Source organism: Pseudomonas sp. B16120, from assembly GCF_044218845.1.
Taxonomy (GTDB): Bacteria; Pseudomonadota; Gammaproteobacteria; order Pseudomonadales; family Pseudomonadaceae; genus Aquipseudomonas; species Aquipseudomonas paracarnis.
This window is the reverse complement of the sequence record NZ_CP162588.1, coordinates 4,145,839-4,165,981: the sequence shown is the minus strand read 5'-3', so window position 1 is coordinate 4,165,981 and position 20,143 is coordinate 4,145,839. Positions and strand designations below refer to the sequence as shown.

The window sequence follows — 20,143 nt, the reverse complement described above, 5'->3', positions numbered from 1 at the left end:
CATGACGCGTAGAAGCGCGGGTATTTTGCTGCTCCCATTGAATTTATCCGAGGTTGCTTGAGTCACTCAAAGCAGTGCATTGTTTTTCCATCCACAGGACCTCAAGGACCGACCATGACCTTTTTCATCTTCCTGCTCGCCTGCGCCGCCGCCGCCAGCACTGGCGTGATCTTCAAACCCGGCGCCTGGTACGAATCCCTGGTCAAGCCCAGCTTTACCCCGCCTAATTGGCTGTTCCCGGTGGCATGGACGATCATTTACCTGCTGTTGGCCTGGGCCGGTTACCGCTTGACCTTGATCCCCGGCAGCGAAATGGTGTTGGCCCTGTGGGCGGCGCAGATCGCGTTGAACACGCTGTGGACGCCGGTGTTCTTTGGTGCCCATCGCTTGTTCGCGGGGATGGTGATTATCGTGCTCTTGTGGCTCACCGTAGCCGCCATGGTAGTGCTGGCCGTGCGCCTGGATTTGATCACCGGCCTGATCCTGTTCCCGTATCTGGCGTGGCTGTGCGTGGCCGCGGCGTTGAACTTCTCGATCCTGCGTAATAATCGCTGATGGCCTACCAGCATTGGCCCGCCAGCGAGCCCGAACTGGCCCAGATGCGCCGCTTCAATCGGAAACTGGCGTGGATGCCGCGCTTTAAAGTCCGCAACCGCGTGACACCGCGTCTGATCCAGGCACTGCTACGCGCTAGACAGACGTTCAAGAAGGCGCCCGTGGTTGAGCTGAAAAGGCTGGGCACGGTGCCCGTGCGCATCTTGCGCCCCAGTGGCAAGCCCAAAGGCGTGGTGCTGGATATCCACGGCGGTGGCTGGGTGATCGGCAATGCGCAAATGGATGACGACCTTAACCTTGGCATGGTCAACGCGTGCGATGTGGCGGTGGTGTCGGTGGATTATCGGCTGGCGGTGGATACGCCAATTGAAGGGCTGCTGGATGACTGCCTGACGGCTGCGCGCTGGCTGTTGGCGGACTGCCCGGAGTTTGCCGGCCTGCCGGTGTTTTTTGTCGGTGAGTCGGCCGGCGGGCACCTGGCGGCGGCCACTTTGTTGGCGCTCAAGCAATGGCCCGAGTTACTCCAGCGGGTCAGCGGCGCGGTGTTGTATTACGGCGTCTACGATTTGACCGGCACCCCCAGCGTGCGCACGGCCGGGCGGGACACGCTGTTGTTGGACGGACCGGGCATGGTTCAGGCGCTGCGCCTGCTGACGCCGGGGATCAGCGACGAGACGCGCCGTCAGCCACCGTTGTCCCCCTTGTATGGGGACTTTGCGGGGTTGCCGCCAGCATTGATGTTTGTGGGTGAACTGGACCCGCTCAAGGATGACACCCTGCTTATTGCCGAGCGATGGGCGGCGGTGGAGGCCCATCTCTTGCCGGAAGCGGCCCATGGGTTTATTCACTTTCCGGTGGCGATGGCTGATCGCGTGTTGGCTTACGCTCGCCAGTGGATAACGGGCCGGATCCTTGGCAATGAGCGTTAGTATCGAGGCGGTGCAGGCCGCTGACATTTCCCAGGTGCTGAGCTTCGCTTTGCAGGCGCGTGATGAACTGTTTCCCACGCTCAGTGCCACCGGAGTACCCCAGGATCTGGCGCAGTTTGAAGCCCTCTACCTTGAGGGCAGCGGGCGATTTTTGATTGCTCGTGCTGAAGGCCGGATCGTTGCCTCCGTGGCTTATCGGCCCTACGACGGCCGTTTCCCCCAGTTGAACTACCAGGGCCGCAACACGGTGGAAGTGGTGCGCCTGTATGTGCTCCCGGCAGCACGATGCTTGGGCCTGGCGGGCCGGTTATACCGCTCGCTGCAAGCGCTGGCGCGGGCCGATGGCGTAGAGGTGATGTACCTGCACACCCATCCGTTTCTGCCCGGTGCGATTGAATTCTGGCGCAGGCAGGGGTTTGAGGTGGTGGATGTCGAGGCCGACCCGATATGGCAGACCACCCATATGCACCAACTTCTGTAGATGAAGTGTGGGAGGGGGCTTGCCCCCGATAGCGGTGGGCCAGTCACCGATGTATTTGCTGACACTCCCTCATCGGGGCAGAGGTATCTACACAACTTTGTAGGCTGTAGCAGCCGACGGTAACCACGATGCGAAGCGAGACGCTCTTGATCTTGATCTGCTTTTGATCTTAGGCGCCCCCCCAAATCACTGGCGGATTACGGGCACACCGAGCCTGGGCGAGGTGCCGAGTGGTGGGGCAAGAGCGCTTTGCTTACTTTCGCGCTTTTCGAAAGTGAGCCGCCGTCAGGGCGGAACCCTAAGTGGCCGTTACCGCAGGAATGGATATGTACACGGTCCAACTGTGTTGACTGTCAAGCCGTCTTCGCAGGCAAGCCAGCTCCCACAGTTGGATCGCGGTGCGTCAGTTAGATCAGCGTCGGCTGCCAGGCCGTCGCGGGAGCAAGCTGCCCCAACGTACGGATTCAGTTGGAGCGCAGGCGCAGGATTTGCGCGCCGTCGAACGGGTCCGTCAGGTAATGCCCCTGCACTCCGAATGTCTCCTGCAAACGCTGCGGCGTCAGCACCTCAAGCGGCGTACCCAGCGCCACCAGCCGCCCGCGATCCAGCACGGCCAGGCGATCACAGGTCAATGCCTGATTCAGATCATGCAGCGCAATCAAGGTGGTCACCGGCAAGCCTTGCACACCTTTGAGGATCGCCAGTTGATGCTGGATATCCAGGTGATTGGTCGGCTCATCCAGCAATAAAATCTGCGGCCGTTGCGCCAGGGCGCGGGCGATGTGCACGCGTTGGCGTTCGCCGCCAGAGAGGCTGCGCCAGGCGCGTTGGCTCAGGTGGGTGGCGTCTACGTCGTGCAGCGCCTGGTGCACGATGGCGTCGTCTTCACGCGACCACGGGCTCAGCGCCGACAGCCAGGGCGTGCGGCCTAGCGCCACGGCGTCGAACACGCGGATGGCGTCGTCGGTGTCGGCCTGTTGCTCCACCACCGCCAGCTGTTGCGCGATGGTGCGGCGTGACAACTCACCGACCCGCTTGCCGCCCAGGCGCACTTCACCGCTGGCCGGCGGGCGCAAACCGGCGAGTAATTTGAGCAGGGTGGACTTGCCCGAACCGTTCGGCCCGACGATGCCCAGGGTTTCGCCCGCCTGCACGTCCAGGTCGATACCGTCCAGTAACTGGGCCTCACGCACCTTGAAACCCAGGCCGCTGCAACTGAGCACGCTCATCGGGCGTTCCTCCGGCCAATCAAAATCAACGCAAACACCGGCGCGCCCACCAATGCCGTGACCACCCCCACCGGAATCACCTGGCCCTTGATCAAGGTGCGCGACAGCACGTCTGCAGCGATCAGAAACAGCGCGCCCCCCAAGGCGCTGGCCGGCAGCAAGCGCGAATGCCCGGTGCCAAGCAACAGGCGCACCGCATGGGGAATCACCAAGCCGACAAACCCGATGGAGCCGACGATGGACACCATCACCGCCGTCACCAGCGCGGCGCAGGCCACCAGCACAAATTGCACGCGGCGCACCGGGATGCCGAGGGAGGCCGCCGAGTCGCTGCCGAAGGTGAACGCATCCAGTGCCCGCCGGTGCCACAGGCACACCGCGAGCCCCACGACCGCCACCGGCACCGCCAACCACACCGACGGCCAGCGTACGCCGCTGAGGTTGCCCAGCAGCCAGAACATAATGCCGCGGGCTTGTTCGGAACTGGCCGACTTGGTGATCAGGAAGGCCGTCAGGGCATTGAACAACTGTGAACCGGCGATGCCCGCGAGGATGATCTGCCCGGTACCGCTGGACGATCCGCTGGCCCGCGCCAGCAGCGTCACCAGCGCAAAGGCCGCCATCGCCCCCACAAACGCGCCCGCCGACAACGACACCAGGCCACCGCCCACGCCGATCAAGGCCACGAGCACCGCGCCGGTTGACGCGCCGGCGCTGATGCCCAGCAGGTACGGGTCGGCCAGCGGGTTACGCAGCAGCGATTGCAGGATCACCCCGCACGTTGCCAACCCTGCGCCGCAAGCTGCGGCCACCAATGCACGGGTGAGGCGGTAGTTCCACACCACGCCTTCGTCGATGGGGTCCAGTACGTAGCCGGCGCCCCAGAGTTTATTGGCGAGCACCTGCAGCACCACCTGCGGTTCGATAGCGGTTTCACCGATGGCGACGCCAGCGAGCAGGGCGAGCAGCAGCAACGCCAGGGCGAGTAGGGTGCGCATCATTGGCCCAGGTGGTAGCCGTCAATGGCGGCCGCCAGTTGTTCAAGGCCTTCGAAGGTGCGCAGGCTCGCCTGCAAGGCCAGAGCGTCGAGGATGATGATGCGGTTGTTCTTCACCGCGTCCATGTTGCGGGTCACGGGGTCGCTGCGCAGGAAGGCGAGTTTCTTTTCATGGTCGTCGGCCGGGTAGCGACGGCGATCCATGCGTGCGATCACCAGGAAGGTGGGATTGGCCTTGGCGATGGTTTCCCAGCCGACGGCGGGCCACTCCTCATCGGACTGCACCACGTTACGCAGGCCAAGGGTTTGCAGCATGAATTGCGGCACGCCTTTGTGGCCGGCTACGTAAGGGTCGCTGGCCATTTCGGCGCTGGAGAACCACACCAGTGCACTGGCTTGCTGCAAGCCCTTGCCTTGGGCCGTGGCGACGGATTTGGCCAGGCGCGCCTTGAGTTCGTCGGTCAGTTGTTGGCCGCGATCCTGCACGTCGAAAATCTGCGCCAGTTGCTGGAGGCTCTGGTAGATCGTCTCGATGCGAAAGGGCTCCAATCGCGTGCCATCGGCGCCCACCAGGTTGTCCTTGCCTTCGCAGTCGGACGGCAACAGGTAGGTGGGGATCTTCAGTTCATGAAACTGCTCACGGGTGCCGACCACGCCTTGGGGGCCCACCACCCATTCCAGCTCGGCGGCCACCAGTTGCGGGCGCTTGGCGAGTACGGCTTCAAAGCTGGGCTCGTTGTTGGCCAGGCGCTCGATGTGATCGTCCTGGGCCTTGTACTGCGCCGCCACGTTGTTGAACCACAGCGAAGTGCCGACCACCTTGTCGCCCACGCCCAGGGCGTAGAGCATCTCGGTGGCGGCCTGGCCGATGGTGACGCTGCGGGCGGGGGCGTGCTGGAAGGTCAGGGGGCTGCCGCAGTTTTGCAGGGTCAGCGGGTACTGAGTGGGCGCGGCTTGCGCCAGGGCACACACACTCAAACCTGCGATCAGGGCGGTAACGCGTGGCAGCATGAGGCGATCTCCTTGTGAACCGTAGGTGCAGCAGGGGAGGTACGGCTCGGAAATACGCCCATGGAGGCTGCTGAAGCGCAGGGCCAGGATGTCCTTCCCGGACACCCCGCCGGTTAGTGAATTAGCTAGGCCGGCAGGTCTCCTGACTGATGCGTCGTCGCCATGCCCCGCCTTCCCGGACGTGGTCCAGTGGCATTCGAGGGTAGGCTCGGCATCTACAGTTGCGGGGGCAGTTTCGGTTCACGCCGCGTGCGGCGTTTCGAATTCCCTGTTAGTCCCATACGGGAACCGGCGGCCGTATGGTAAGCGATCATCCCTGTAGGAGCGAGCTTGCTCGCGAAGGTCGTCAACGATAACGCTGGGCACCTGATGCCCCGCGGCGCTTTCCTGGTCTTCGCGAGCAAGCTCGCTGCTACAAAAGAAGCGTCAGAGCCGAATATCCTGGGGGCCGCGGATCAGCGCTTCGATCCGGGTGCCTGTGGCGCGCTCTTCGTTGCTGAAGCCGTCGTAGTCGGCCAGGTTGGCGAAGCGGATGCCGGTCAATTGTTCGATCGCAATCACACTGCGCTGGTAGGTTCGCAGCGGGCCGAATACCAGGTCGAGTTGGCCCAGCTCGCGGCTTTGGTCGATCATGTAGGCGCTGGCGGACGGCTTGCCCTCGTCGCTGAGGTAGGCCACCACTTTCCAGAACGCCTTGGGGATTTTCACGCCACGGTAAAGTCGGTCGTCATCGGCGAACACTGGTCCGGTAAATACCGTGGCCCGGGCTTTCCAGCGCTGGGTGTTGTCGAGGATGTAGTCTTCGAGTTCCAGCCACGTCTTCTGGTTGAAGCCGCTCATCTGTGGCGAGCAGTTGGTGAAGTGAAAGGTGTCGAAGTTGGCGGTGGTCGCCTCGTCGCCCCAATTGGGATCCTGGCGCCGTACCAGGTGGCCGCGGTCCAGGCCATTGCCGGCATAGAGCTCTTCACCTACCTGCGCCTCCAGGGGTAGGCGACCATCGTAGGCCCAGGTGTCGTTGCTGCGGGTGATGTCTACATGCTTGGCGCCGTCGATATTCACCCCCACGTACAGCGCCAGTCGTCGAGAGCGCGACAGGGTGATGGAGAAATGCGTGTAGTCCAGACGCTTGGGTTGCACGTCGCCTGCCAGTGGCTGGTCAACCGTGGGCCATGGCACCACGAAGTCGCTGAGGAAGTCGTCGGCATAGCCCGCGCGGTTTTTGAGGTCCTTGGCTGCTGTGACACGCGGCGTCGCGGCTCTGGCTTCCAGCAGGCTGGGGCTGGCTGCGACCAATGGGCGCAGGTCGGCGAGCCTTGGGCGATGGGAAAGGTCGATGTTAGCTGTGCGGGCAGGCATGGGCATGTTCCTTATGGGCCTCGGATAAACACCACTGAAACACAAACTCATGACAATTTGGCCCAGGTGGCGAACTCAGGACTATCCTGAAAACCGTTACCCGGACGTTCATCACACGCCAAAAAGGAGCCAGCTCATGTGTGTTCGCCAACTGCGCAACCCGATTTTTTGCCTGATCCCGCCGTACATGCTCGACCAGATCGCCCGCCACGGGGATAAAGCCCAACGGGAGGTCGCATTACGCACGCGCGCCAAGGACAGCACGTTCCGCTCGTTGCGTATGGTCGCGGTACCCGCCAAGGGCCCGGCCCGCATGGCACTGGCCGTGGGCGCCGAGAAGCAACGCTCGATCTACAGTGCCGAAAACACCGACAGCCTGCCCGGCAAGCTGATTCGCGGCGAAGGGCAGCCCGCCAGTGGCGATGCCGCAGTAGACGAAGCCTATGACGGCCTGGGCGCAACCTTCGATTTTTTCGACCAGGTCTTCGACCGCAACTCCATCGACGATGCGGGCATGGCGCTGGACGCCACGGTGCACTTCGGCCAGGACTACAACAATGCGTTCTGGAATTCGACCCAGATGGTGTTCGGCGATGGCGACCAGCAGCTGTTCAACCGCTTCACCGTGGCACTCGACGTCATTGGCCATGAGTTGGCCCATGGCGTGACCGAGGATGAAGCCAAGCTGATGTATTTTAATCAATCCGGTGCGCTGAACGAGTCGCTGTCGGATGTGTTTGGTTCGCTGATCAAGCAGTACGCGCTGAAGCAAAAGGCCGAGGACGCCGACTGGTTGATCGGCAAGGGGCTGTTTACCAAAAAGATCAAAGGCACCGCTCTGCGTTCGATGAAAGCGCCGGGCACCGCGTTTGATGACAAGCTGCTGGGCAAAGACCCGCAGCCTGGGCACATGGATGATTTTGTGCACACTTACGAGGACAATGGTGGGGTGCATATCAATTCCGGCATTCCCAACCACGCGTTCTATCAGGTGGCCACCCGGATTGGCGGGTTCGCCTGGGAGCGTGCCGGGCGTATCTGGTATGACGCACTGCGCGATTCGCGGTTGCGGCCCAATTCCGGCTTTTTGCGTTTTGCACGTATCACGCACGATATTGCCGGCCAGCTTTATGGTGTGAACAAAGCTGAGCAAAAGGCAGTCAAGGAAGGCTGGAAAGCGGTGGGCATAAACGTTTGACGAAGCCGCCTGAGCGGCGAGGAAAAACCATGCGAATTTCAATCAAGGAAAGCGGCGGACCGGCGTTTTTTCCGGGGTTGGCCAAGCCGCGCACGGTAGAGTTGGACGCGCTGCCCGAGCCTGATCAGCAGGAGTTGCGGCAACTGATTGAAGCGTCGGGTTTTTTCCAGTTGCCGCAAAGCACCGATCCCGAGCCTGGCAACCCAGGCCGGGTGCATTACACCCTGACAGTTGCGGAAGGCAAGCGCGAGCACACGGTCTGTGTGCTCGCGCCGGTGAATCCCCCGGCACTGGACGGGTTGGTGCAGTGCGTGCGACGGCATAGTCGGGGCTGACTTGGGCCTATTGGCTAGATGAGCTCAGCAAGATCCGATGGGCTGAAGGCTTTCAGGCTGGAGGTCTCTCCCGTGCGAATTTTGCTGGCCCACTGTGGGTCGCTCAGTAATGCGCGGCCAACGGCGATGAGGTCAAATTCTTCGCGTTCAAGCCTGTGCACTAGATTATCCAGGCTGGCGGGTTGAGAGCTTTCGCCTCCGAAGGCGGCAAGAAAGTCCCCGGACAGGCCGACCGAGCCCACGCTGATGGTCGCCGCGCCGGTGAGTTTCTTGGCCCAGCCGGCGAAGTTCAGCCCCTGCTCGCCATCCAGTTCGGGAAATTCGGCTTCCCAGAAACGCCGTTGTGAGCAATGCAGGATATCGACACCCGCTTCCACCAACGGCACCAGCCAGTCCGACATGGCGTTCGGCGTGGTCACCAGGCGCGCGCTGTAATCCTGCTGCTTCCACTGGCTCACCCGCAATATCACGGGGAACGCCGGGCCTACTGCTGCACGTATCGCCTTGACCACCTCTGCGGCGAAACGCGAGCGCTCCTTGATGGATGCGCCATTGAACTGGTCGGGACGCTGATTGGTGCCTTCCCAGAAGAACTGATCGAGTAAGTAACCGTGTGCACCGTGTATTTCAACGGTATCAAACCCTAACCGTTTGGAGTCGGCAGCCGCCTTGGCGTAAGCCGCAATCGTATCGGCGATGGCTTCATCACTCATCGCGTCACCGCGTGGCGTACTGGGTGCGGCGAGGCCGGAAGGGCCTTCGATACCTGTCTCGGGCGCCCAGTCGTTGAAGGGATTGCCCACCGATCCGACATGCCAGATTTGCGGCCCCATTTTGCCGCCTGCCGCATGCACGCCGTCGATGACCTGTTTCCAGCCCGCCAATGCCCGGTCGCCATGGAACAGCGGGACGCCGGGGTCGTTACGTGCGCCGGGGCGATCAATGGCGGTGCCTTCTGAGAGAATCAGCCCGACGTCGTGTTCGGCACGTCGGCGATAATAGGCGGCGACGTTTTCTTCTGGTACACCGGTGGGGGAAAACGAACGGGTCATGGGTGCCATGACGATGCGATTTTTCAGGGCCAGGGATTTCAGCGCAAATGGCTGAAACAAAGCATCCAGATTCGTAACACTCATTGCCAGAGACTCCATTTGAAATGAGTCTTGATAGTATATTGTGTATACCTAATATCAATTAGGCACTTTAAAGCTATCAGGTATCCCAGAGGAAACCACATGCTCGATCATGACCCGGCGCTGACTCAAGACGGTACCGTGAAGGTATTCAAAGCCGATTGCTCCAGCCGATTATTGCTTGATCAGATCACCGACAAGTGGTCGGTGCTGATACTGGGCTCTTTGTGCGAAAAACCGTTGCGCTTCAATGAAATCAGGCGTCGCCTGGACGGCATCACGCAAAAAGCTCTGACCCAGAGCCTGCGCCGTCTTGAGCGCAGTGGCATTCTGGCGCGCCGGGTCATCGCGTCTTCGCAGGTGGCGGTGGAGTACAGCATTACGCCGCTGGGGGGGACGCTGGAAGAGCCGTTCAAGGCGCTTTACGCCTGGACGCTCAGCCATTCGGAAGCGGTGCTGCAGGCGCAGGCGGCGTTCGATGCGCGCACCGACGATGCCTAGCCGTTGCAGCTTTACTTGCGATCCAGCCACACCGTCTGCGCATTGCAGAACTCGCGTACGCCGAAGTGCGACAGCTCGCGGCCGAACCCGCTCTTCTTCACGCCGCCAAACGCCACCCGCGGGTCTGAGACGCTGAACGCGTTGACAAAGACCCCGCCGGTTTCCAACTGATCGGCAATAGCCCGCGCCTTTGCCGAGTCGCTGGTGAAGATGCTCGCGGTCAGGCCAAACTCGCTGTCATTGGCCAGCGCCACGGCGTGCTCGGCGTCGCGGGCGGTGATGATCGAGGCTACTGGGCCGAACAGTTCCTGTTTGAACGACGTCATTTGGTCGGTGACGTCAGCCAGGACGGTCGGTTCGTAGTAATTGCCCGCGCCCGCGACTTTATGGCCACCCAGCAGCAGCGTGGCGCCTTCTTCCAGGGTCGCCTGGACCTGGCCGTGCAGTTCGTCACGCAGATCAAAACGCGCCATGGGGCCGATATAGGTGCTGTAGGAGGTGGGCTCGCCCATCACCAGGGCGCGGCTGGCTTCTAGGAATTTGGCGGTGAAGGCTTCAACCACGCCCGCTTCGATGATCAAGCGCTTGGCGGCGGCGCAGACTTGGCCGCTGTTCTGGAAGCGGCCGATGACAGCGGCTTGTACGGCGGCGTCGAGGTCAGCGTCGTTGAGCACGATAAAGGGGTCGGAGCCGCCCAGTTCCAGCACGCATTTCTTCAACGCGGCCCCGGCCTGTGAGCCGATGGCGATGCCAGCGCGCACGCTGCCGGTGAGGGTCACAGCGGCGATGCGCGGGTCGGCGATGGCGGTGGACACGCCGTCCTGGGTTACGTTGATGACTTCAAACACGCCTTCAGTAAAACCGGCTTTGCGCAACGCTTGCTGGATCAGGTAGGCGCTGCCCATCACATTTGGCGCGTGTTTGAGTACGTAGGTGTTGCCGGCAAGCAGGGTCGGCACCGCGCCGCGCAGCACTTGCCATACCGGGAAATTCCACGGCATTACCGCGAGGATCGGGCCCAGTGGGCGGTATTCGATCCGGGCGCTGCCGTTGTCCACCAGGGTGGGCTCCGGGGCGAGCATGGCCGGGCCGTGGGCGGCGTACCATTCGCTCAGTTGGGCGCATTTTTCGATTTCGGCGCGGGCCTGGGCGATGGGTTTGCCCATTTCCAGGGTGATCATTTGCGCCATGTCTTCAGCTTGCTCACGCAGGGCGGCAGCCAGGGCCAGCAGGTATTCGGCGCGCTGGCTCACAGGCGTGCGGCGCCAGGTGCGGAAGGCATCGGTCGAGCGGGCGAGGGCGGCGTTCAGCTGTTCTGCGCTTTCGTAGGGGTAGCTGCCGACTGTTTCGCCGCTGGCGGGGTTGATCGACAGGGCGTGGGTCTGGTGGGAGATAGCATTGTTCATGGCACCGTCCGGCTGAATGAGTGGAATGGGGCCAGCGTACGGGGCTGTATGTTTTCTGGAAACTGAATAATATTAAGCAATACGTTCATGAATGGAGAATGATTTGGAAATTAGATCGTTCCCACGCTCTGCGTGGGAATGCATCCCATGACGCTCCGCGTCAAAGACCTATGCGCCAACGATCGGACGCGGAGCGTCCGAGGCAGCGTTCCCACGCAGAGCGTGGGAACGATCATGTACATGATTGGAGAATGATTTGGATCTGGTGCAGCTGGAAATCTTCAAGGCCGTTGCCGAGCAAGGCAGCATCAGCGCCGCCGCGCAGTTGATTCATCGCGTGCCATCGAACCTCACCACGCGCATCAAACAACTGGAGCAGGACCTGGGCGTGGAGTTGTTTATCCGCGAGAAAAGCCGCCTGCGCCTGTCGCCGGCCGGGTGGAATTTCCTTGGCTATACGCGGCGCATTCTCGACCTTGTGCAAGAAGCCCGTGCGACGGTGGCGGGGGAGGAGCCCCAAGGCGCCTTTGCCCTGGGCTCGCTGGAGAGCACGGCGGCCGTGCGTATACCTGCGTTACTGGCGGCGTATAACCAGCAATACACCAAGGTCGAGCTAGACCTGAGCACGGGTCCCTCGGGCACCATGATCGAAGGTGTGCTGTCGGGCCGGCTGACGGCGGCCTTTGTCGATGGGCCGGTGCTGCATTCCACGCTAGAGGGTGTGGCGGTGTTCGAGGAAGAGATGGTGGTGATTGCGCCACTGCATCACGCGCCGATCACCCGCGGCCAGGATGTGAATGGCGAGAACATCTATACGTTTCGCTCCAACTGCTCTTACCGGCATCACTTCGAACGCTGGTTCTCACAGGATGGCGCGGTGCCGGGCAGGATCTTCGAGATCGAGTCGTACCACGGCATGTTGGCCTGTGTCAGCGCCGGGGCCGGGCTGGCGCTGATGCCACGCAGCATGCTGGAGAGTATGCCGGGGTGTGCGGCGGTGAGTGTGTGGCCGCTGCCCGACACATTCCGTATCTTGAATACCTGGCTGATCTGGCGGCGGGGCACGGTGTCACAAAGCTTGAACAGCTTCGTAAAACTGCTGGAAGAACGCAATCTGCCAGCATCCTAGATCAAATGTGGGAGCTGGCTTGCCTGCGATAGCGGTGTGTCAGTCAATGAATCTTTAACTGAACCGCCTCTATCGCAGGCAAGCCAGCTCCCACAGGTGTCGTACATCAGCCGCCGAACTGCAGGGTGCCCATGGCCAGTTTGGCCATGATTGCCGTCGCGCCCAGTTGTACCAGCCATAACGCCAACCCACCGAGGAATACTCCCAGCGCAACCTGCAACACCAGGCTCTTCTGGCGCTTGGCTTGCGGTGCGCGTGGGGCGTAGTCGTGCAGTTCGTCGCGGTCGGCGCGCAGGTCCAGGTCATCGTTTCTCATTAGGGTTCTCGCAGCAAAGAGGCAGTCGGCGTTCAGTCTAGTGTGTTCGCCAATAAAAAGGGGGAAGCCAGTGGCTTCCCCCTTCGTCTTACGTTTGCCGGCTTGCTTACAGCACCTCGACAATCGCCTTGGTCACGGCACCAATGTTCGATTGGTTCAGCGCCGCTACGCAGATACGGCCGGTATCCAGTGCGTAGATACCAAACTCGCTGCGCAGACGGGTGACTTGCTCAACGCTCAAACCGGAGTAGGAGAACATCCCGCGCTGGCGACCGACGAAGCTGAAGTCGTGACCTGGCGCGGCCTTGGCCAGTTCGGCGACCATCTGCTCGCGCATACCGCGGATGCGCAGGCGCATCTCGGCCAGCTCGGCTTCCCACTGGGCGCGCAGCTCAGGGTTGTTCAACACTGCGGCAACGATGGCTGCGCCGTGGGTGGGCGGGTTGGAGTAGTTGGTGCGGATCACACGCTTGACCTGGGACAGGATGCGCGCGCTTTCTTCCTTGGACTCGCTGACGATCGACAGCGCGCCTACGCGTTCGCCATACAAGGAGAACGACTTGGAGAACGAGCTGGACACAAAGAAGGTCAAGCCTGATTCCGCGAACAAGCGCACCGCGGCGGCGTCTTCGTGGATGCCGTCGCCGAAGCCCTGGTAGGCCATGTCGAGGAACGGCACCAGGTTCTTGGCCTTGACCACGTCCAGCACGTTTTGCCAGTCGGCCGGGCTGAGGTCGACGCCGGTCGGGTTATGGCAGCAGGCGTGCAGCACCACGATGGACTGTGGCGGCAGGGCGTTGAGGTCTTCGAGCAGGCCGGCACGGTTCACGTCGTGGGTGGCGGCGTCGTAGTAGCGGTAGGTCTGCACCGGGAAACCGGCTTTTTCAAACAGCGCCTGGTGGTTTTCCCAACTTGGGTCGCTGATGGCGACGACGGCGTTGGGCAGCAGTTGCTTGAGGAAGTCGGCGCCGATTTTCAGCGCGCCTGTGCCGCCCACGGCCTGGGCGGTAATCACACGGCCGGCGCTCAACAGCGGCGACTCAGCGCCAAACAGCAGCTTTTGCACGGCCTGGTCGTACGCCACGATGCCGTCGATTGGCAAGTAGCCACGGGCGGCATGTTGCGCCACACGAATGGCTTCCGCTTCGGCAACGGCACGCAAGAGTGGAATCTTCCCCTCCTCGTTGCAGTAAACGCCCACGCCAAGGTTCACCTTGGTGGTTCGTGTGTCGGCGTTGAATGCTTCGTTGAGGCCCAGGATTGGATCGCGTGGTGCCATTTCGACAGCGGAGAACAGGCTCATTTTTGCGGCAGCTCTATGGGGGGTAGGAGGGACGTGTCGCGCTCCAGCCGAATGCACTAGAGCGGTGCACAAACGGGGAGCTAGTATAGAGGCCATCACGGCTGAGAGCGACAACGGAAACGGCTTTTCGGCCATGTTTTTCGGTTTATTTGCTGACCGTTAGTCTTATTGCAACATTGGCGAGCAAGGTCGTGTAGGACGACGGCCTTGAAACCCGTCACATTTGACACCACTTCTACAGCTATCATGGTTTTTTCCTGCAACCTGCGATGATTATTCGCGGGTTGCTGAGCTATTTCGTCCCTGGCGGTGTCGAGTCTGGGGTGACTTCACGAGGTACGTTATGTCGGATTTCCAGCTCGTTACCCGTTTTGAACCCGCCGGCGATCAACCGGAAGCCATTCGTCAGATGGTCGAAGGCATTGAAGCCGGCCTGGCGCACCAGACGCTGCTTGGGGTGACCGGGTCCGGCAAGACCTTCAGCATCGCCAACGTGATCGCCCAGACCAACCGCCCGACCCTGGTGCTGGCGCCGAACAAAACCCTGGCGGCGCAGCTCTATGGCGAGTTCAAGGCGTTCTTCCCGAACAACGCGGTGGAGTATTTCGTTTCCTACTACGACTACTACCAGCCCGAAGCCTATGTGCCGTCGTCCGATACCTTTATCGAGAAGGATGCGTCGATCAACGACCACATCGAGCAGATGCGCCTGTCGGCCACCAAGGCACTGCTGGAGCGCAAAGACGCGATCATCGTCACCACGGTGTCGTGCATCTACGGCTTGGGCAGCCCGGAAACCTATCTGAAGATGGTGCTGCACGTCGACCGTGGTGACAAACTCGACCAGCGCGAATTGCTGCGGCGCCTGGCGAGCCTGCAGTACACCCGTAACGACATGGATTTTGCCCGCGCCACCTTCCGGGTGCGCGGCGATGTGATCGACATCTACCCGGCGGAATCCGACCTGGAAGCGATTCGCATCGAGCTGTTCGATGATGAGGTCGAAAGCCTGTCAGCCTTCGACCCGTTGACCGGTGAAGTGATCCGCAAGCTGCCACGCTTCACCTTCTACCCCAAAAGCCATTACGTGACTCCACGCGAAACCTTGATGGGCGCCATCGAGGGCATCAAGGTCGAGCTGGCCGAGCGCCTGGAATACTTGCGCTCCAACAATAAGCTGGTGGAAGCCCAGCGCCTGGAGCAGCGCACTCGCTTCGACCTGGAGATGATCCTGGAACTGGGTTACTGCAACGGCATCGAAAACTATTCGCGTTACCTGTCGGGCCGTGACTCCGGGGCGCCGCCACCGACGCTCTATGACTACCTGCCGCCGGACGCCTTGCTGGTGATCGACGAATCCCACGTCAGCGTGCCGCAGGTGGGCGCCATGTATAAGGGCGACCGTTCGCGCAAGGAAACCCTGGTGGAATACGGTTTCCGCCTGCCGTCGGCGCTGGACAACCGGCCGATGCGCTTTGACGAGTGGGAAGCCATCAGCCCGCAGACCATCTTCGTCTCCGCTACGCCCGGCAACTATGAAGCCGAGCACGCGGGCCGCGTCATCGAGCAACTGGTACGTCCCACTGGCCTGGTGGACCCGGAAATCGAAATCCGCCCCGCGCTGACCCAGGTCGACGACTTGCTCTCGGAAATCAACAAGCGCGTGGCCCTGGAAGAGCGGGTGCTGGTCACCACTCTGACCAAGCGCATGTCCGAAGACTTGACTGATTACCTGGCCGACCACGGCGTGCGCGTGCGTTACCTGCACTCGGACATCGACACCGTGGAGCGCGTGGAAATCATCCGCGACCTGCGCCTGGGCACCTTTGATGTGCTGGTGGGGATCAACCTGCTGCGCGAAGGCCTGGACATGCCGGAAGTGTCGCTGGTGGCGATCCTGGATGCGGACAAGGAGGGCTTCCTGCGCTCCGAACGCTCGCTGATCCAGACCATCGGCCGAGCGGCGCGTAACCTCAATGGGCGGGCGATCCTGTATGCGGACCGCATCACCGGTTCCATGGAGCGTGCGATTGGCGAGACCCAGCGTCGTCGCGACAAGCAGATCGCGTTCAACCTGGAACACGGCATCACCCCCAAGGGCGTGTTCAAGGACGTTGCCGACATCATGGAAGGCGCCACCGTGCCAGGCTCGCGCAGCAAGAAGCGCAAGGGCATGGCCAAGGCTGCCGAGGAAAGTGCCAAGTACGAGAACGAACTGCGCTCGCCGAGTGAGATCACCAAGCGGATTCGGCAGTTGGAAGAAAAAATGTACCAGCTGGCGCGGGATCTGGAGTTTGAAGCGGCGGCGCAGACGCGTGATGAGATTGGCAAGTTGCGTGAGCGTCTGTTGGCTGTTTGATTTGCGTAGATTGGGCTGGCTTCATCGCGGCCAAGCCCGGCTCCCACATTGATCTGTGAACACGGTCAATGTGGGAGCTGGCTTGCCTGCGATGGCCGCGCCTCGGTTTTCCAGAAATCACCCAGGCTGTTACCATTCGCCCCTTGTTTCAATTTTCAGTTATATCGCCCATTCGAGACCTGCCATGACCACCGTCCGCACGCGCATTGCGCCATCGCCTACTGGGGATCCCCACGTCGGTACTGCTTACATCGCCCTGTTCAACTACTGCTTTGCCAAGCAGCATGGCGGTGAGTTCATCCTGCGGATCGAAGACACCGATCAACTGCGCTCCACCCGTGAGTCCGAACAGCAGATTTTCGATGCCCTGCGCTGGTTGGGCATTACCTGGGCTGAAGGCCCGGACGTGGGCGGCCCTCACGGTCCGTATCGCCAGAGCGAGCGCAGCGACATCTACAAGCAGTACACCCAGCAACTGGTCGATATGGGCCATGCCTTCCCGTGCTTCTGCACCGCCGAAGAACTGGACCAGATGCGCGCCGAGCAACAGGCCCGTGGCGAAACTCCGCGCTACGATGGCCGTGCGCTGCTGTTGTCCAAGGAAGAAGTGGCTGCGCGCCTGGCCGCCGGTGAGCCTCACGTCATTCGTATGAAAGTGCCAAGCGAAGGCGTATGCGTGGTGCCGGACATGCTGCGCGGTGACGTCGAAATCCCGTGGGACCGCATGGACATGCAGGTGCTGATGAAGACCGACGGCTTGCCGACGTACTTCCTGGCCAACGTGGTCGATGACCATCTGATGGGCATCACCCATGTGCTGCGCGGCGAAGAGTGGCTGCCATCGGCGCCGAAACTGATCCTGCTGTACGAATACTTCGGCTGGGAGCAACCGCAGCTGTGCTACATGCCGCTGCTGCGTAACCCGGACAAGAGCAAGCTGTCCAAGCGTAAGAACCCGACGTCGGTGACGTTCTACGAGCGCATGGGCTTTATGCCTGAGGCGATGCTCAACTACCTGGGTCGCATGGGCTGGTCTATGCCGGACGAGCGCGAGAAGTTCTCGCTGCAGGAAATGGTCGACAACTTCGACCTGTCCCGCGTCTCCCTCGGTGGGCCGATCTTCGATATCGAGAAGCTGTCGTGGCTCAATGGTCAGTGGCTGCGTGACTTGCCCGTGGAGGAGTTTGCCTCCCGTGTGCAGCAGTGGGCATTGAACCCCGAGTACATGATGAAAATTGCGCCGTTGGTGCAGGGCAGGGTAGAGACGTTCAGCCAGGTCGCACCCTTGGCCAGTTTCTTCTTTGCTGGTGGCGTGAATCCCGATCCCAAGCTGTTCGAGTCCAAGAAGCTTTCCGGTGATCAGGTGCGCCAGCTGATGCAGTTGATTCTGTGGAAGCTTGAAAGCCTGCGTCAGTGGGAGAAGGATGCGATCACCGCGACCATCCAGGCGGTGGTGGAATCCCTGGAGCTGAAACTGCGCGATGCCATGCCGCTGATGTTTGCCGCAATCACCGGGCAGGCCAGTTCGGTGTCGGTGCTTGATGCGATGGAAATTCTCGGCCCGGACTTGACTCGTTTCCGTCTACGCCAAGCCCTTGATTTGCTTGGGGGTGTATCGAAGAAAGAAAACAAGGAATGGGAAAAGCTGCTGGGCGCTATCGTTTAAGCAGGCCGCTTAGGGCACGAAACCCCGGTTTTTCGGGGTTTCGTCGGTAAGTGATTGTTATCCCGGCAAAAAATTTTGGAAATTGTTGAAAATAAATTTGACACGTTTCCAAACCGCCATTAAGATTCGCCCCGTCCTCACCGATGAGGGGCTATAGCTCAGCTGGGAGAGCGCTTGCATGGCATGCAAGAGGTCAACGGTTCGATCCCGTTTAGCTCCACCAATTTACAGGTTCAAGGTTCCGGCCACACCGTCCTTGAATTGATCAGGTCTCAGCTCTGATCAGATGTACAGAAGGTTTTGTCCCCTTCGTCTAGTGGCCTAGGACACCGCCCTTTCACGGCGGTAACAGGGGTTCGAGTCCCCTAGGGGACGCCAGTTTCAACAAGCAGCTCGAAAGGTCTGCTGCGTCGCGAGACGAAAAATCCGGGGCTATAGCTCAGCTGGGAGAGCGCTTGCATGGCATGCAAGAGGTCAACGGTTCGATCCCGTTTAGCTCCACCAATTTTACAGGTTCAAGGTTCCGGCCACACCGTCCTTGAATCGATCAGTTCTCAGCGCTGATCAGTTGTATAGAAGGTTTGTGTCCCCTTCGTCTAGTGGCCTAGGACACCGCCCTTTCACGGCGGTAACAGGGGTTCGAGTCCCCTAGGGGACGCCACGATTACCCGCTCTGCGGGATTTTTAAGGGTCATTCAATTATTGAATGGCCCTTTTGTTTGTCTGGCGTTTGGCCAATTCCCTCCTTTATTACCCATTTTTCTGTTCTGACCGGCGGTCGTGCTTGTCGCTTGCCAAATATTATTATGGTAATAATATTAAACCCCATGAGAGACGGAGGCTTCGATGAGCGATAAAAAAGCGCAAACCCGCGAACGTATTTTGCAGGCTGCCAGCGCGGCGTTGATCCAGCGTGGCCCGGCTGAGCCCAGTGTGGGCGAAGTGATGGGGGCGGCTGGGCTGACGGTAGGAGGCTTCTACGCGCATTTTGAAAGCAAAGACGCACTGATGCTGGAAGCGTTCAACCAGTTGTTGGCGCAGCGCCGCGCCTCCATCGATGACTTGGATGACCAGCTGACCGGCGAAGAGCGTCGCACGTTGGTCGCCGCGTTTTATCTGTCACGCAAGCACCGCGACTCCACGACCCAGGCCTGCCCGTTGCCCGCGACGGTGGGGGAGATGGGGCGCTTGCCGGACGCTTTTCGCGAGGTCTTGAACGAGCACGTCGAGTTGATGGCTGCGCAACTGGCCGGCAGCCCTGAAGAGATCGACAAAGCCCTGGCGGACATGGCCTTGATGGTCGGGGGGCTGACCCTGGCGCGGGCGCTGGGGCCGGGCGAGTTATCGGATCGGGTGATACGTGCGGCCAAGTCGGCGGTACGCTGAAAAAGGGGACGCGAGATGGGCGCATTGACCTGGGTTCGTGGTTTCAATGGCACGGTGGGGCGCCTTGCGCCGCATGCGGTCGCCAGCAAGATGCGTCGCACCTTCATGACCCCGCGCGATCTGCCGCCGCGTGACTGGGAGCTGCCGCTGCTGGCCCAATCGGAGCGCATTACCCTGCGTTTCGGTCTGTCGGCGTTGCGATGGGGGCATGGCCCGGCGGTGCTGCTGATGCATGGCTGGGAAGGCCGGCCGACTCAATTCGCCAGCTTGATCACGGCGTTGGTCGACAACGGCTATTCGGTGATAGCCCTGGACGGTCCCGCTCACGGCCGGTCGCCAGGGCGTGAAGCCCATGTACTGCTGTTTGCCCGCGCCATGCTTGAGGCGGCGGCCGAGCTGCCGCCGCTGTACGCGGTGGTCGGCCACTCCATGGGCGGCGCCAGTGCGATGCTGGCGGTGCAGTTGGGGTTGCGTACACAGGCATTGGTCAGCATTGCCGCACCGTCGCGCTTTCTGGATGTGTTGCGCGGGTTCACCCGCATGGTCGGCTTGCCGCCACGGGCGCGCTCAGCCTTTTTCCAAGAAGTGGAGTTGAGCATGGGCATGCCGCTCAAGCATCTGGACGTGGCCCACTACCAAATGAACATTCCCGGCCTGATCGTCCACGCCGAAGACGACACCTTCGTTCCGGTCAGGGCGGCTCAAGCCATTCACGAAGCCTGGTTCGACAGCCGCCTGCTGCGCCTGGAGCAGGGCGGCCACCAGAAAGTGCTCGCCGACCCGCAGGTGATCGACGCTGTACTCGCCCTATTAGCCGGCTGCCGTCTACAGGAGCGCCAGAGCGCCTGATACA

Annotated in this window: 19 protein-coding genes, 4 tRNA genes and 1 riboswitch; of the genes, 15 read left to right on the top strand and 8 right to left on the bottom strand. The window is 61.2% G+C overall.

Annotated features, from left to right (window positions below; all coding sequences use genetic code 11):
• Positions 1-114: 114 nt before the first annotated feature.
• The 3 genes from AB4P90_RS19390 to AB4P90_RS19380 are packed head-to-tail and all read left to right on the top strand — an operon-like array spanning position 115 to position 1,965.
• Positions 115-555 (top strand): TspO/MBR family protein, encoded by a 441-nt coding sequence (locus tag AB4P90_RS19390; protein WP_003192600.1) that lies wholly within the window; start codon positions 115-117, stop codon positions 553-555.
• Complete coding sequence (locus tag AB4P90_RS19385; protein WP_003192599.1) at positions 555-1,484, top strand: alpha/beta hydrolase; 930 nt, start codon at positions 555-557, stop codon at positions 1,482-1,484. The genes AB4P90_RS19390 and AB4P90_RS19385 overlap by 1 nt, the downstream gene beginning before the upstream one ends.
• Positions 1,474-1,965, top strand: a complete 492-nt coding sequence (locus AB4P90_RS19380; RefSeq protein WP_395605297.1) for a GNAT family N-acetyltransferase — start codon at positions 1,474-1,476, stop codon at positions 1,963-1,965. Before AB4P90_RS19385 ends, AB4P90_RS19380 begins: the two co-directional genes overlap by 11 nt.
• 464 nt (positions 1,966-2,429) lie before the next feature.
• Here the strand turns inward: AB4P90_RS19380 and AB4P90_RS19375 are convergent, their stop codons facing one another.
• The 4 genes from AB4P90_RS19375 to AB4P90_RS19360 form a co-directional block, all read right to left on the bottom strand.
• Positions 2,430-3,194, bottom strand: coding sequence for an ABC transporter ATP-binding protein (locus AB4P90_RS19375; protein ID WP_038450899.1), 765 nt, complete (start codon positions 3,192-3,194; stop codon positions 2,430-2,432).
• Positions 3,191-4,195: an iron ABC transporter permease gene (locus AB4P90_RS19370; RefSeq protein WP_014719175.1), complete on the bottom strand. Its 1,005-nt coding sequence runs from the start codon at positions 4,193-4,195 to the stop codon at positions 3,191-3,193. The genes AB4P90_RS19375 and AB4P90_RS19370 overlap by 4 nt, the downstream gene beginning before the upstream one ends.
• Positions 4,192-5,202: an ABC transporter substrate-binding protein gene (locus tag AB4P90_RS19365; RefSeq protein WP_395605296.1), complete on the bottom strand. Its 1,011-nt coding sequence runs from the start codon at positions 5,200-5,202 to the stop codon at positions 4,192-4,194. The genes AB4P90_RS19370 and AB4P90_RS19365 overlap by 4 nt, the downstream gene beginning before the upstream one ends.
• A 114-nt stretch (positions 5,203-5,316) precedes the next feature.
• Positions 5,317-5,510: riboswitch (cobalamin riboswitch) on the bottom strand.
• Between the two features lie 118 nt (positions 5,511-5,628).
• A complete protein-coding gene (locus AB4P90_RS19360) occupies positions 5,629-6,558 on the bottom strand; it encodes a DNA/RNA non-specific endonuclease (protein ID WP_073842545.1) in 930 nt (309 codons plus the stop codon).
• A gap of 136 nt (positions 6,559-6,694) precedes the next feature.
• On the opposite strand from AB4P90_RS19360, the gene AB4P90_RS19355 reads away from it, so the two are divergent.
• Both AB4P90_RS19355 and AB4P90_RS19350 read left to right on the top strand, forming a co-directional pair.
• Entirely contained in the window at positions 6,695-7,756 is a 1,062-nt protein-coding gene (locus AB4P90_RS19355; protein ID WP_014719172.1) for a M4 family metallopeptidase, read from the top strand.
• Between the two features lie 29 nt (positions 7,757-7,785).
• Positions 7,786-8,091: a protealysin inhibitor emfourin gene (locus AB4P90_RS19350; protein ID WP_003192587.1), complete on the top strand. Its 306-nt coding sequence runs from the start codon at positions 7,786-7,788 to the stop codon at positions 8,089-8,091.
• A gap of 14 nt (positions 8,092-8,105) precedes the next feature.
• Here AB4P90_RS19350 and AB4P90_RS19345 read toward each other — a convergent pair whose 3' ends face one another.
• Positions 8,106-9,227 carry an NADH:flavin oxidoreductase gene (locus AB4P90_RS19345; protein ID WP_014719171.1) on the bottom strand — a complete coding sequence of 374 codons (1,122 nt, stop codon included), beginning with the start codon at positions 9,225-9,227 and terminating at the stop codon, positions 8,106-8,108.
• Between the two features lie 99 nt (positions 9,228-9,326).
• Here AB4P90_RS19345 and AB4P90_RS19340 point away from each other — a divergent pair, with 99 nt between their 5' ends.
• Positions 9,327-9,725: a helix-turn-helix domain-containing protein gene (locus AB4P90_RS19340; RefSeq protein WP_019820843.1), complete on the top strand. Its 399-nt coding sequence runs from the start codon at positions 9,327-9,329 to the stop codon at positions 9,723-9,725.
• Between the two features lie 11 nt (positions 9,726-9,736).
• Here the strand turns inward: AB4P90_RS19340 and AB4P90_RS19335 are convergent, their stop codons facing one another.
• Positions 9,737-11,131 (bottom strand): aldehyde dehydrogenase family protein, encoded by a 1,395-nt coding sequence (locus tag AB4P90_RS19335; RefSeq protein ID WP_395605295.1) that lies wholly within the window; start codon positions 11,129-11,131, stop codon positions 9,737-9,739.
• A gap of 256 nt (positions 11,132-11,387) precedes the next feature.
• Here AB4P90_RS19335 and AB4P90_RS19330 point away from each other — a divergent pair, with 256 nt between their 5' ends.
• A complete protein-coding gene (locus AB4P90_RS19330) occupies positions 11,388-12,260 on the top strand; it encodes a LysR family transcriptional regulator (protein ID WP_019820847.1) in 873 nt (290 codons plus the stop codon).
• A gap of 106 nt (positions 12,261-12,366) precedes the next feature.
• Here the strand turns inward: AB4P90_RS19330 and AB4P90_RS19325 are convergent, their stop codons facing one another.
• On the bottom strand, positions 12,367-12,576 hold the full coding sequence (locus tag AB4P90_RS19325) for a hypothetical protein (protein ID WP_005789784.1): 210 nt from the start codon (positions 12,574-12,576) through the stop codon (positions 12,367-12,369).
• 106 nt (positions 12,577-12,682) lie between these two features.
• Complete coding sequence (locus tag AB4P90_RS19320) at positions 12,683-13,879, bottom strand: amino acid aminotransferase (protein ID WP_137270621.1); 1,197 nt, start codon at positions 13,877-13,879, stop codon at positions 12,683-12,685.
• Between the two features lie 343 nt (positions 13,880-14,222).
• Between AB4P90_RS19320 and uvrB the strand changes: the two genes are divergently transcribed.
• The 8 genes from uvrB (at position 14,223) to AB4P90_RS19280 (ending at position 20,139) form a co-directional block, all read left to right on the top strand.
• On the top strand, positions 14,223-16,238 hold the full coding sequence (uvrB, locus tag AB4P90_RS19315) for an excinuclease ABC subunit UvrB (RefSeq protein ID WP_003192575.1): 2,016 nt from the start codon (positions 14,223-14,225) through the stop codon (positions 16,236-16,238).
• Positions 16,239-16,422: 184 nt separating this feature from the next.
• Positions 16,423-17,904 carry a glutamate--tRNA ligase gene (gltX, locus tag AB4P90_RS19310; protein WP_014719167.1) on the top strand — a complete coding sequence of 494 codons (1,482 nt, stop codon included), beginning with the start codon at positions 16,423-16,425 and terminating at the stop codon, positions 17,902-17,904.
• A gap of 147 nt (positions 17,905-18,051) precedes the next feature.
• A tRNA-Ala gene (locus AB4P90_RS19305) sits at positions 18,052-18,127 on the top strand.
• A gap of 79 nt (positions 18,128-18,206) precedes the next feature.
• Positions 18,207-18,282, top strand: a tRNA-Glu gene (locus tag AB4P90_RS19300).
• Positions 18,283-18,332: 50 nt separating this feature from the next.
• Positions 18,333-18,408: transfer RNA gene (locus AB4P90_RS19295), tRNA-Ala, on the top strand.
• An 81-nt stretch (positions 18,409-18,489) separates the two neighbouring features.
• Positions 18,490-18,565: transfer RNA gene (locus AB4P90_RS19290), tRNA-Glu, on the top strand.
• 185 nt (positions 18,566-18,750) lie between these two features.
• Positions 18,751-19,290 carry a TetR/AcrR family transcriptional regulator gene (locus AB4P90_RS19285; protein ID WP_014719166.1) on the top strand — a complete coding sequence of 180 codons (540 nt, stop codon included), beginning with the start codon at positions 18,751-18,753 and terminating at the stop codon, positions 19,288-19,290.
• Between the two features lie 15 nt (positions 19,291-19,305).
• Positions 19,306-20,139 carry an alpha/beta hydrolase gene (locus AB4P90_RS19280; protein WP_395605294.1) on the top strand — a complete coding sequence of 278 codons (834 nt, stop codon included), beginning with the start codon at positions 19,306-19,308 and terminating at the stop codon, positions 20,137-20,139.
• Positions 20,140-20,143: the final 4 nt, after the last annotated feature.